The organism is Mariprofundus sp. EBB-1, from assembly GCF_003665155.1.
GTDB lineage: Bacteria > Pseudomonadota > Zetaproteobacteria > Mariprofundales > Mariprofundaceae > Mariprofundus.
The window spans coordinates 80197-92378 of sequence record NZ_RCFQ01000001.1; the positions used below are offsets into that span (position 1 = coordinate 80197).

11 protein-coding genes are annotated in these 12182 nt (G+C 46.4%); 8 read left to right on the plus strand and 3 right to left on the minus strand.

Going from position 1 to position 12182, the window contains the following annotated elements; all coding sequences use genetic code 11:
• Positions 1–9 precede the first annotated feature (9 nt).
• From D8Y20_RS00410 to D8Y20_RS00420, 3 genes are all read left to right on the plus strand, one after another.
• Complete coding sequence (locus tag D8Y20_RS00410) at positions 10–969, plus strand: ATP phosphoribosyltransferase regulatory subunit (protein WP_121541053.1); 960 nt, start codon at positions 10–12, stop codon at positions 967–969.
• A gap of 108 nt (positions 970–1077) precedes the next feature.
• The gene (locus D8Y20_RS00415; RefSeq protein ID WP_121541054.1) at positions 1078–2373 is read left to right on the plus strand and encodes an adenylosuccinate synthase; all 1296 of its coding nucleotides are present in this window, start codon (positions 1078–1080) and stop codon (positions 2371–2373) included.
• A gap of 461 nt (positions 2374–2834) precedes the next feature.
• Positions 2835–3725: a GGDEF domain-containing protein gene (locus D8Y20_RS00420; protein WP_121541055.1), complete on the plus strand. Its 891-nt coding sequence runs from the start codon at positions 2835–2837 to the stop codon at positions 3723–3725.
• 156 nt (positions 3726–3881) lie between these two features.
• Here the strand turns inward: D8Y20_RS00420 and D8Y20_RS00425 are convergent, their stop codons facing one another.
• Positions 3882–4283, minus strand: coding sequence for a response regulator (locus D8Y20_RS00425; protein WP_161957545.1), 402 nt, complete (start codon positions 4281–4283; stop codon positions 3882–3884).
• 107 nt (positions 4284–4390) lie between these two features.
• On the opposite strand from D8Y20_RS00425, the gene D8Y20_RS00430 reads away from it, so the two are divergent.
• A complete protein-coding gene (locus D8Y20_RS00430; protein ID WP_161957546.1) occupies positions 4391–6133 on the plus strand; it encodes an alpha/beta hydrolase in 1743 nt (580 codons plus the stop codon).
• A gap of 33 nt (positions 6134–6166) precedes the next feature.
• Here the strand turns inward: D8Y20_RS00430 and D8Y20_RS00435 are convergent, their stop codons facing one another.
• Together D8Y20_RS00435 and D8Y20_RS00440 are read right to left on the minus strand one after the other, a co-directional pair.
• Positions 6167–6781 (minus strand): outer membrane beta-barrel protein, encoded by a 615-nt coding sequence (locus D8Y20_RS00435; protein ID WP_121541058.1) that lies wholly within the window; start codon positions 6779–6781, stop codon positions 6167–6169.
• A gap of 137 nt (positions 6782–6918) precedes the next feature.
• Positions 6919–7974 carry a coproporphyrinogen III oxidase gene (locus D8Y20_RS00440; protein ID WP_121541152.1) on the minus strand — a complete coding sequence of 352 codons (1056 nt, stop codon included), beginning with the start codon at positions 7972–7974 and terminating at the stop codon, positions 6919–6921.
• Between the two features lie 355 nt (positions 7975–8329).
• Here D8Y20_RS00440 and ndk point away from each other — a divergent pair, with 355 nt between their 5' ends.
• Genes ndk through D8Y20_RS00460 form a run of 4 tightly spaced genes read left to right on the plus strand, consistent with a single transcriptional unit; the run spans position 8330 to position 12132 of the window.
• Positions 8330–8755, plus strand: coding sequence for a nucleoside-diphosphate kinase (gene ndk, locus D8Y20_RS00445; RefSeq protein WP_121541059.1), 426 nt, complete (start codon positions 8330–8332; stop codon positions 8753–8755).
• A 3-nt stretch (positions 8756–8758) separates the two neighbouring features.
• Entirely contained in the window at positions 8759–10309 is a 1551-nt protein-coding gene (lysS, locus tag D8Y20_RS00450; protein ID WP_121541060.1) for a lysine--tRNA ligase, read from the plus strand.
• Positions 10310–10331: 22 nt separating this feature from the next.
• On the plus strand, positions 10332–10793 hold the full coding sequence (locus D8Y20_RS00455; protein ID WP_121541061.1) for an HPP family protein: 462 nt from the start codon (positions 10332–10334) through the stop codon (positions 10791–10793).
• Positions 10786–12132, plus strand: a complete 1347-nt coding sequence (locus D8Y20_RS00460; RefSeq protein WP_121541062.1) for an SLC13 family permease — start codon at positions 10786–10788, stop codon at positions 12130–12132. Before D8Y20_RS00455 ends, D8Y20_RS00460 begins: the two co-directional genes overlap by 8 nt.
• The last annotated feature ends 50 nt before the right edge of the window (positions 12133–12182 follow it).

Genomic DNA, 12182 nt, shown 5'->3' on the forward strand with positions numbered 1-12182 from the left:
AGATAATGAATGCCAACGCATAAACCGATTATTGGTCTGAATGACGCTTTTGGCTCGCAAGCGAAAGCACTGCGGAGCTTACAGGGTAGAATTTTGAACCTGTTTGATGATGCTGGTTATGAAGAAGTGATTCCACCGATGCTTGAGCGTCCAGATTCGATGAATTCTGGAGCAGGCCGTTTTCTGGCTGATCAAACTGTTGTCTTTTCTGATCCTGCCGGTGCTGGCTCGTTGGCGATCCGTTCGGATATGACACCTCAGATTGCGCGTATCGCAGCCACCAGATTACAACATGAGAAAGAGCTCAAACTCTGTTATTCAGGGACTGTTATGCTGGCAAGGCCTGATGTGCGTGGTGGTTCGCGCCAGCAGTGGCAGACCGGTGTGGAGTGCCTTGGTATTAAAGGTAGTGCCGGTGACATTGAAGTGATGCATCTGGCCGCGCGTACGATGCTTGCTGCTGGTTTTAATAAGCCTGTCTTGCAAGTGGGGCACATTGGGCTGTTAAAAGCCTTGGTGAACTGCAGTACACATGCACTGGATGTGTGGACCAAACGCATTTCCCGTCGTTCTCCGGATGATTTGATTGAATTGCTGGCTACTGAATCTCTGCCCGAGGCTTCTGCAAAAGCACTTGTTGAGATGGTTTCAGGTGTTGCTGATCAGCAGTGGCTGAAGGCCAATATCGGTTGTATTAATGATGACTTTGATGCTGCAGCGAATGAGTTGTTGGCGTTGGTGGACGAGGTCGGTGATAAGATGGAAGGGCATGTCTCTGTGCATGCGGATGCGGCTGTGATGCCACGTTTTCTCTATCACAGTGGTATTTTGTTTGCCGGGTATGCCGAAGGGGTTGCGCATGCGGTGCTGCATGGTGGTCGTTATGATGCCATGATGTCGGCACATGGGCGTGATATGGCAGCAACTGGTTTTTCATGTGATTTATGGACGTTGATTAACGCAGGATAAAATTTTAACCACAAAGGCACAGGGTCACCAAGTAAAGACAGAAATTGAATATGTTTGATCTTTGTGCCTTCGAGTCTTTGTGGTTTTAATAATAAGTTGGGGTTGAAAATGACAAATACAGTAGCGATTGGAATTCAATGGGGTGATGAGGGTAAAGGCAAAATTGTTGATTTGCTGGCACCTGAAGTTGATGTGGTGGCACGTTTCCAGGGGGGGCCGAATGCAGGCCATACACTGGTGATCGGTGATCAAAAGACAGTACTCAATCATATCCCATCCGGTATTTTACATGATGATACCCTTTGCCTGATTGGTAATGGTACGGTGGTAGATCCGTTCCATTTGGTAAAAGAGATGGATATGTTATTGGCGGCAGGTATTCCTGTTGCGGACCGTCTGAAAATTTCTGAACGTTGCCAGTTGATCCTTCCCTATCATCGTGCGCTTGATGCAGCCCGTGAAGTGGCCAAAGGCGAAGGTAAAATAGGCACTACTGGTAAGGGTATCGGCCCCTGTTATGAAGATAAAACTGCGCGTCGTGGCATCCGTTTGATCGATCTGCTTTCAGATGATCTGGATGCGCGTATTGATGCAAACCTCGAATATGTAAACTTTATGCTGACGCAATATTTGAAAGCTGAGCCAGTAAATCGTACCGATATCGATGAAGCGCTGGACTTGGCCAAAGCGCGTCTGCTGCCTCTGGCTGCTGATGTGCCGTTGATCCTACAACGCTGTATTAAAGCCGGTGATCAGGTGCTCTATGAAGGCGCTCAGGGTTCTATGCTGGATGTTGATCACGGTACATACCCGTTTGTAACTTCATCCAATACCGTGGCCGGTGCAGCCCTTGCTGGGCTCGGCGTAGGCCCGGGTCAAGTTGATGCAGTTTTGGGCATTTGTAAGGCTTACACGACCCGTGTTGGTGCTGGCCCGTTCCCGACTGAATTGTACAATGCCGAAGGCATGTGTGATGCGGAAAATGCCGGCAAGCATATGGCTGAGCGTGGTCAAGAGTTTGGTGCCACAACCGGTCGTCCGCGTCGTACCGGTTGGTTTGATGGTCCGGTTGTACAGCATGCTGTTCGGATTAATGGTGTGACAGGTCTTGCTATCACCAAACTGGATGTCTTGGACGGTCTGGAAGAAGTGAAACTGTGTACAGGTTATGCGTTGAATGGCGAGGTGTTAGAATCGATACCTGCATGTTGTAATCAGCTGGAAGCGATCACGCCTGTGTATGAAACCCTGCCGGGTTGGGATGAAAATACCTTTGGCGCAACCTCAATGGATCAGTTGCCAGCTAATGCTAAAGCACTGCTTAAACGCATTGAAGAAGTATGCGAATGCCCGATTACTATGCTTTCCACAGGTCCTGACCGTGGACATATCATTCACCTGTAAGGGGTAGTGAATCGATGATGAAAAGGGGAGGCTTCGGCTTCCCCTTTTTTATGATTCATCGCGGAAGTCTGGGAATGCCGCATTGAGCATACGAGGAAAATGGAACTGTGACGTGATCGATAAGCTGGCCACGAATACACACGAATTATCACGAATTACAAGATATTCATTGTTTCAACTCATCGATTTGACAAACATCAGCTACCCAGTAAATAGTGACGCTGGAGAGATCTTTCTCGGGATAATAATTTCACAAGCTACACTGATTCGTACTCGTGTTTATTCGTCCCCAAGGGAGCCCTCTCCAGCTTCGCTATTCACCTTCTGGCTGGATGTTTTTATGATTGAGTAACATCGAACAGTTACCATACATTGTTGTTCCCCGCTAATCCGCGGTGAACCTTTTTTATTGCGTATGATTGTCTGGGTTAGTAGTGGCACCTTGTTTGCTATTGCGCGTTATGTTTCGTTTCTCTGCATGGTTGCAGAAAAAAACTGATATCATCAAAAGATCGCTGGCGCTTCGGGTTGCATTGTTACTGATGCTTTCATATGTGGCGGCGATGCTTGTGTTGGTTTTGCTTATACCTCACTGGAGTCAAATCGCCGTGGTGTTGCTGGTGCTGTTGTTGATGATATTGACGCAGTGGATGTTGCTCAGTCACATGGTTGTTACACCGATTCAGCATTTACAACGATTAGCACGGAAAAATGCGGTGCCTGATGCATTGACCGATGCACGTTTAGCCGCACGCGGTGATGAAATTGGTAGTTTGCGATTGACTATGCTTGCCACCGATCAAGAGGTGCAATCTCAGCAGCAGGCAATGCAAACGTTGACTGAGAAAATGGATAAAGATCGCCGTCATGATCCATTGACCAAGTTACATAATCGACGTCATCTATATCTGGAAGGCCCAGCCCAGTTTGAAATGGCGCATCGTCTCAATTATCCCGTATCGGTGATGATGATTGATCTGGACCTGTTTAAACATATTAATGATACATATGGACATAGCGCCGGTGATAAGGTGCTTGTCGATGTTGCTCTGGCGCTTGGTGAACATAGTCGGGTGTATGATATATTGATCCGTTTTGGCGGCGAAGAGTTTACATTGATTTTGCTCAACTGTAACCAACAACAATCCATGCAGATTGCTGAACGCATTCGTGAAGATATTGAAATGCTGAACGTCTCGTTTGATCAAATGATAATCCCTGTAACATGCAGTATTGGTGTTAGCAGTGCTACTCAGATGGATATGGAACAGATGATTCCGTTGGCCGATGAAGCAGTATATAAAGCCAAATCAGCAGGCCGAAATTGTGTGCGCCATGTTGATGATCGTTGAATGCAATTGAAGGGTGGGGCTGAACCTGTGTTTCTACTTGCTTTCATGCTTTCCACAGATCCTTGATTGCGGACAGGTCTTTATTGATGCCTGGAAGCGATGCTTACTTTGTTTTGCATTCGGTAAATATTTTTGTATTGAAGTGATTTTTCGCCTCTATGCAGTAACGCACGATAGCTGCATAGATGCAATATGTTCAGCCAGAGCTTTCATCCTGACAGGTTTCGTTATCACCATAGTTTGGTCTATTTCTATCTGTAGAAGGTTCACATCATTCGGATGGCCGGTAAGAATAATGGCAGGGGTCTTGATCCCTAGCGTGCGAATATGATCTAATAATTCAGCCCCATTCATTTCTGGCATATGAAGGTCTGTAATGATCAAATCAATTTGCTCGTGGGCGGTTTTAAGGTAGTGAATGGCATCGCTAGCTGATCTGAACGAAACAACAGCATGGCCAATCAAATTGACCATTTTGTGGTGTACTTTTAAGACCTCTTTATCATCGTCAATGAGTATGATTTCGAGTGATTCTTTCGCGCTTGTTTCATTATGCATATTACACACTCCCCACATCACATGGGACAATTATCGTTAATGAAAAAAAAGGCGCATCACCCATATGGGGTATGCGGAGCAGATATTTTTGTTTTAGGGTACGATGTATGGAAAAAGAGAAAGATTTTAACCCTGTTGATTATTCAAAGCTGATAGCTTTGATTTATGACACAGCAGAGGACACTTCTCTGTGGCCAGAGTTGTTGGAACAGATATGGGATTATGCCAATAGTGATTCATCTCATTTCCATGATAAAGATGCGATCTTTGAACCACATGTTGCCCGCGCAGTAGCGCTCAATCAGCGTATTTCAAAATTGAAAGCTAAAAACTATACAAGCAATCAGATTCTTAACCGTCTGCCAATCGGTGTGCTTGTGGTTAATGAGGCGTTGAAAATATTGGCTGTAAATGAGCGGGCATCCATGGTGTTAAATCATGGAAAGGTGATATCCAACAAGTATGGTTTTATTGAATCTCATTCAATAAAAAACACCCAACAGCTACAAAAATTAGTCGCAACTTATGCATCGTCCAGTTCCTTTGAGAGAGGCTCATCACTTTTTCTGGAAGGAAGTGATGGTGCCCAAATATCCCTATGGGTTACAGCATCGGATAATCAGGCAACAGAAATTACTGGAAGCTCAGATGTCGCCATTATTTATATTGCCTCACCATTGATTCAGCCCGAGTTTGATGTGCAGAATATTCAGGATCAGTTTCACCTCACCCTTGCCGAAGCAAAATTGGTGAAAGCTTTGGCCAATGGTTGCCATAATCTCAATGATGCAGCGATAAAGCTTGGTGTGAGTATTCATACTGTGCGCACGCAGATCAAACGTACCTTTGAAAAAACAGATACGACCAGCCAAATGGAGTTGGTCAAGAAGGTGCTTACCAGTCCCTCTGCCATCTTTGGTGAAACACAACTTCCACAATCTTTGATCAGCCATGCAGATGCTGAGAAAGATGTGCTCTTTAAACCTTATCATACGATTCGCTTGATGGATGGACGAGATTTGTCTTACGAAGAGTATGGTGATCCAGAGGGGATACCGGTATTGCTGTTCCACGCGGCATTTGGTTCAAGGTTGCAATATCCAGCAGATGATACGACAGCGCATCGCTTAGGATTGCGGTTTATTGTGCCAGATCGACCTGGTCATGGTTATTCCTCCATGCAGAAAGATCGAAAGCTGCTGGACTGGCCGAATGATGTCATAGCGCTGGCTGATCAATTGAACCTGGAGACGTTTTCTGTCATGGGTTATTCAGGCGGAGGCAGCTATGCACTGGCTTGTGCTTACAAAATCCCTGAACGTATTGATCAGGCAGTGCTTGTTTCATTTGGAAGTCCGAATATTAGCTTTTATGAGAATAGTTTAAGGTGGAGTTATTCTTTTCTGAGAATGGCACAAAGTTCCCCTAAATTATTCTCACAATTTGTGAAAATATTAGCTAGTAGCTTTCAGAAAGACCCTATCAAGGCCTTAGAGAGGCGTTTTAGTCAAATGGCTCCAGTAGATATGGCCTGTATAGAAAATGATCCTGCAAATAGAGAACAATACGCATTATCTCTGAATGAATCGTTACGACAGGGGGGCGAAGGCGTTGCACAGGATATGATGACGATCATGGACTGGGATTTCACACCCAAGAACGTTTCCATGCCCATTCGATTCTGGCATGGCGTGGAGGATCAACAGTTTCCATTGCGTGCAGCCAAACAACTGGTTGAAGAGCTACCCGACTGTGAAGCAACCTTTGTTCCGAAAGCCGGGTCAATGCTGATTATTCAACATTGGGATGAAATTCTTATCGATCTGGCTGGACGGTTAAGTATCAGATAGAGCGTTCAGTCTCTATTCAAGACACATTGCAGTTTAAAAGTTATAACTTATCGATCCAACAATGCCCCACACGCGCGCTTTGGATGTGCTTCCAGTTTTTACGTCGGTCCAGTATTGCACCCATTCCGCACCTGCGTTTAAACGTTCTGCAAATGTGTATGCTGCTCCTGCGCCATAGCTGAGGCCGCTGGTAGTCCCGCTAGTACCTTTAATGCCAGGTACAGAGAATGTGCCTTTTACCTTGATGGTAGTGCCGCCAACTAATCCGTAGAGGTGAACGTTCTGAGCCACTTCGTAGCGAAGTCTGGTCAGGTATGAAGCAAAGTAGCTTGCTTTCATGGAATAGTTGAAGCTGACAGGGCTTGGGAACGTGCCCAGTGCGGTAGTGATTGGCGTTCCTGCTGAATAGGAAGAGGTGCCGGTTCCTGTACCGCCAATACGCAATTCAGCGGCAATAAAATGATTAAAATTCACACCGAATTTTACATATTCACCAACAACCGTGTTCTTCTGGGTTACACTGGGTGTTTTTAGTTCCAGGCCGAATATGCCGACACCAAAACCGGCGTATGGATCAAGGTCTTGTGCTTGAACTGCAGTGCTGGTGGATAAATAGATTGCAACAGATGCAATAAAACGTGTTTTCATGATCCCTCCCCAGAGTTCATGCCGAAGAGTAAATCAACTTCTATGATGCAAGTCAATGTCTGTTTGTAGTCTTTTGCAGTAGATGCATGGCTGAAATGCTTGTTGCGTTCCTTCCAGATGGGGCGTTATTGAAATGGCTAACTATGGTTTTTTACCGTTGGTGGAATGACATCACCACTGGCTTGCAGGGCAAGAGCATCGGGGTGGGAGATGTAGTGCTCACGCACGACATTGGCTAATTTCTGCTTCACTGGCTCATCAATCAGCGATGGGGACTCTTCTGGAAGTGCTGCAATAAGGGCGCTGAGCAGCTGATCCTGTGGTGGCTGCATGTTTGGTAACCACGACGTTAACAGATCCTTGTCCACATAGGCGGGTATAGAGCCTAAAATACCGACATCATTCTGGTCATGAACAAGCAGGCCTGAGGTGGTGCCACGATCGAGTGTGAGTACCTGGAGAAAATAGAGTGTGTGATAGGCTAGTTGCGTCTGTTGTTGCTCGGCGGTTGGTGCATCCGCATCAGTCAACGCATCCCTGAGGATATTCAGATAGGTATCAATAGCTGTTTCACCAACCGTGGTAGCCAGATCGAGATCAGCCTGCACATCACCGCTGTTATAGGCTTCCAGATAAAAGTGGGCTACACCGCGATGGCGTTCCAAAGCAGGGATCAAGAAATAACGTTCGCCCTGGGCAACGGCTGCATCAAATTGTTCGGGAGCCGCTTTTCTGAGGGCATCAAAATACTGCCCTGTCGCAGTCGGATTTTCATGCGATGGGTTAAGGTCTGCCATGATGCGCCAGTAACCCTTGCCGTTTCTCATCTCTGTCCAGCTCAGGTGAATATGCACTGAAGGGGCCATCGGATGGCAGGGGTGAATAATGGTGGAGATCGCTGTGGCTGATGCAAGCTGCTTAGCCGGGTTATCATCATAATGAACCTGTGACACATTGACCGAACCGCGCCCAAATAGTGGGCCATCTGCTGTTTCATAGCGAAGACCACCACCATGGATGCCATTGTCGCGAAACCATTCAACGGCATTGAATGGTTGGACTGTGCCAAGGTCGCGAGATAGTGATTCCAAACCCTGAGTGAAACGTTGTTGCAGGGCAGAGACCAGTGCCAGTGCTTGTGCCGATTTACCTGAAGTGGCGGGAGTGCGCTGCTTGATGCTTTGTTGTGTCATGTTCAACCTCGTAGTGGTTATAGATAGGGAAACCTGAATGAGTGCGTCTTGCACTGATTCAGAACGTAAAGCAAAAAACGTCGTTTTTCCTTCACTCACAAAATCAAACACTTGCGTGCATGGTTTTGGCAGGCCGTCCATTGCCTGCACAGATACGCTGACTTTTTTCAGGGTATCCTTGAACGTGAACTATGAGCAGCAAAGCCTTGTGGTTCAATGCCTGATTGCAGCTTGTGTGAGGGGCGCTTTGAAATGATGTCCGGGTGGCTGTTCTTTCCGTGCAACTTGGTTAGAGTGCCGCTCCCGCAGCAGAATGCTGCGTGGTTATCTATGAGTTAAAATAGGGGAACCTTACATGCCAGTTGAACGTACACTATCCATTATTAAACCAGATGCGGTCGCTAAAAATGTCATTGGAGACATTATTCGTCGTTTTGAAGAAAACGGTCTTTCAGTGATCGCTACCAATATGACGCATCTTTCTGCTGTAGAAGCAGGTCGTTTTTATGAAGTTCATGCTGAGCGTCCATTCTATGGTGATTTGTGTGAATTCATGAGTTCAGGTCCCGTTCTAGCAATGGTTCTGGAAGGCAAAAATGCTATTACATTGAACCGTCAATTGATGGGTGCTACCAACCCACAAGAAGCAGAATCCGGCACTATCCGCGCTGATCATGCAGACTCTATTGATGCCAATGCCGTTCATGGTTCTGATTCAGCAGAAAATGCTGCCATTGAAATCGCATTCTTCTTTTCCGGCCTGGACCTGCACAGCCATTAAATAATGACTGATACAACGTTGGACTCAAACACTACTGAAACAAATGAACCGGTTGCTTTAACGCAGCCAACTGTACAACAGGATTCCGAGCAGATCAGGGTACGTCGGGAAAAGCTAAGTCGCATCCGTGATGCAGGACTTGCTTATCCGAATACCTGGCGTCCGGATCACTCTACTGGCGATATTCATGCCAATCATGCTGAGCACGATACCGAGCGGTTGGCTGAACTGTCGCATAAGGTGCGCGTCGCTGGCCGTATTATGGCCCATCGCGTGATGGGTAAATCGAGTTTTATCAAAATTCAGGATGGCTCGGATCAGATCCAGCTGTTTTTGAATCGCGATGAAATCGGTGGTGCCGAAATCTATAATCCGACCAAAAAGTGGGATTTGGGTGATATTGTGGGTGCTGAAGGTGTTGTTTTCCGCACCAAAACGGATGAACTGTCTGTACGTGTTTCATCGATTGAAATGGTAAGCAAGTGTTTGCGCCCACTGCCGGAAAAATGGCATGGATTGAGTGATATCGAAACCAGATATCGCCAGCGCTATGTGGACTTGATGGTAACGCCGGAATCGCGTCAGACATTCAAGACGCGTTCCAAGGTGATCTCTCTGTTGCGCAGTGGTCTGGAAAATCGTGACTTTATTGAAGTGGAAACGCCGATGCTGCAATCGCAGCCCGGTGGTGCTGCGGCTCGTCCGTTTACAACGCATCATAATGCACTGGATATGCAGTTGTTTCTGCGTATTGCACCCGAACTTTATCTAAAACGTTTGTTGGTGGGTGGTTTTGAACGCGTGTTTGAAATCAACCGGAACTTTCGCAATGAAGGTTTGGATGCCACACACAATCCGGAATTCACCATGGTGGAATTTTATCAGGCTTATGCCGATTTTACCGATGCTATGGATACAACCGAAGCCCTGATTCGTAATATCGCGACTGGTTTAAATTTGAGCGAAGCAGTCTGGGAAGGGGTTACGATTGATCTGACGCAACCCTTTAAACGCTTGCGTATGGATGAATCTGTATTTGAGAAACGTCCGGACTTGCGTGGGCATGCCAATGATAAAGCATTGTTGGCGACGGTCTGCTTGCAGGAAATCCCTGATATTAAACCATTGATTACCTGGAAGGCAGGGCACTATCTGCTGGCGCTGTTTGAAGCCTTGGTAGAACCCGAGTTGTCTCAACCTACATTTATTACCCATTACCCTGTTGATGTGTCGCCATTGGCGCGCCGCAATAATGAAGAAGAGACCGTTACAGATCGTTTCGAACTGTTTATCGCCGGACGTGAAATTGCCAATGGTTTCTCTGAATTGAATGATCCGGACGATCAGCGTGGTCGTTTTGTGGCTCAGGCGCAAGCTAAAGCAGCAGGTGATGCTGAAGCGACTGGTGTGGATGAAGATTATCTGCGTGCGCTGGAGTTTGGTATGCCTCCTGCGGCAGGTGTAGGCATTGGTGTAGATAGATTGGTGATGATGTTGACAGGCCAGCATTCAATTCGCGATGTGCTGCTGTTTCCTCATATGCGACCTGAATAATAATACCTGATCAGGAGGGGTTATGTTAGCCGAAAATATCATGGTCACGAATATTGTGACTGCGCATGTTGATGAAACTGTAGATATCATTCTGGAGCGCATGCGTAACGCCAAGTTGCGTATGATCCCGGTGCTCGATAGTGAAAAGGTTATTGTAGGTGTGGTATCCACGTTTTCAGTGTTGGAAAAAGTTGTGCCATCATACATTGTGACGGGGGATTTGAACCAGATCTCTTATGCCCCCGATATCGGTATATTATTACGCCATTACGATGAAATTTCCAAGTTGAAAGTGACGGAAGTAATGGATGATAAACCGTTGACAGTGAGTAGGAATGAATCGTTACTATCTGTTGCTGCTGCCATGATCTCATTTACCAAACATGAATATGCCATGGTGATTGATGACCACCGACATTTGCTCGGAATTGTGTCTGCTGGTGATGTGCTTGATCGCATGCAACTGGGGGGCAACGATGCATAATGTGTCTGAACATGCTGCTTCCGTGATCTTTGGCATGGACCCTACCTGGGTAGCTGTATCTATTTTATTGGTTGTATATGGCTTCATTATGGCTGAAAAATTCAACCGTGCGGTACTGTCATTGATTGGTGCTGGTTTGATGATTCTTTGTGGTGTTCTTACGCAAGAGCAAGCCATAGCAGGTGTTGATTTTAATACTATTGGTCTGTTGACAGGAATGATGGTGATTGTAGCCATTAGTCAAAAAACCGGCATGTTTCAGTATGTGGCGATTAAAGCTGCTAAGGTGGTGAAGGGGAGCCCATGGGGTATTCTTGTCATGCTCGCCATTGTAACCGCTGTATTTTCGGCCTTCCTTGATAATGTGACCACTGTGCTGCTGATTGCGCCGGTGACACTATTGATTACGGATGCGTTGGGGGTGCGTCCATATCCCTATCTGTTTGCACAGATTCTGGCCTCCAATGTTGGCGGTACGGCCACGCTGATTGGTGATCCTCCAAATATCATGATCGGTTCTGCTGCAAACTTGAGTTTTACCGATTTCCTGTTGAACCTGGCACCGATTACGCCGGTGATTTTTACCGTTATGATTGTAGCTATCTGGTTCATGTTTGGTCGTGATCTGCATGCAACGGATGAGAATAAAGCACTGGTGATGCGTTTTGATGAAAATGAAGCGATCAAAGATGTCCCATTGTTAAAGAAATGTCTTTTGGTGCTGTTTTTAGTGATTTCCGGTTTTACGGTGGCGCATACGTTTCACCTCGAGCCTGCAAGCATCGCGATGTTTGGTGCCGCTATACTGTTGCTGTTACAGACATTTGGTCAGTCTTTGCATGATAAAGATCATGCTTACGAAGGCATTATGGCTGAGGTTGAGTGGACAACGATATTTTTCTTTGTCGGTCTGTTTATTGTAGTGACCGGTGTTGAACATACGGGTGTGATTGAAATGTTGGCGACCAAAACACTTGAACTTACCGGTGGTGATTTTAATGCCACGGTAGGAGCGGTGTTGTGGGTGTCAGCGATTGCATCTGCCCTGATCGATAATATCCCCTTTGTCGCCACCATGATTCCTTTAATTCAAAGTATGGCACCGACATTTGGTGGTCCTGATGCTTTGGTGCCGTTGTGGTGGGCGCTTGCGTTGGGGGCATGTCTTGGAGGTAATGGGTCATTGATAGGGGCGTCGGCCAACCTGATTGTGGCAGGCTTTGCGCAACGTGCCGGTCATCCCATTCAGTTTCTGGTGTTCATGAAACACGCTTTTGTGCTGATGCTGATCTCCATTGCCATTGCTCACACCTATATATATTTCCGTTATTTGAGCTGAAAATCGATATCTGGTGCGGTCGATATGACATATCCAATGGGTAGGTGTTT

Coding starts and splice junctions, on each gene's coding strand:
- D8Y20_RS00410 (WP_121541053.1), top strand. CDS start 10: ATGCCAACGCATAAACCGATTATTGGTCTGAATGACGCTTTTGGCTCG.
- D8Y20_RS00415 (WP_121541054.1), top strand. CDS start 1,078: ATGACAAATACAGTAGCGATTGGAATTCAATGGGGTGATGAGGGTAAA.
- D8Y20_RS00420 (WP_121541055.1), top strand. CDS start 2,835: ATGTTTCGTTTCTCTGCATGGTTGCAGAAAAAAACTGATATCATCAAA.
- D8Y20_RS00425 (WP_161957545.1), bottom strand. CDS start 4,283: ATGCATAATGAAACAAGCGCGAAAGAATCACTCGAAATCATACTCATT.
- D8Y20_RS00430 (WP_161957546.1), top strand. CDS start 4,391: ATGGAAAAAGAGAAAGATTTTAACCCTGTTGATTATTCAAAGCTGATA.
- D8Y20_RS00435 (WP_121541058.1), bottom strand. CDS start 6,781: ATGAAAACACGTTTTATTGCATCTGTTGCAATCTATTTATCCACCAGC.
- D8Y20_RS00440 (WP_121541152.1), bottom strand. CDS start 7,974: ATGACACAACAAAGCATCAAGCAGCGCACTCCCGCCACTTCAGGTAAA.
- ndk (WP_121541059.1), top strand. CDS start 8,330: ATGCCAGTTGAACGTACACTATCCATTATTAAACCAGATGCGGTCGCT.
- lysS (WP_121541060.1), top strand. CDS start 8,759: ATGACTGATACAACGTTGGACTCAAACACTACTGAAACAAATGAACCG.
- D8Y20_RS00455 (WP_121541061.1), top strand. CDS start 10,332: ATGTTAGCCGAAAATATCATGGTCACGAATATTGTGACTGCGCATGTT.
- D8Y20_RS00460 (WP_121541062.1), top strand. CDS start 10,786: ATGCATAATGTGTCTGAACATGCTGCTTCCGTGATCTTTGGCATGGAC.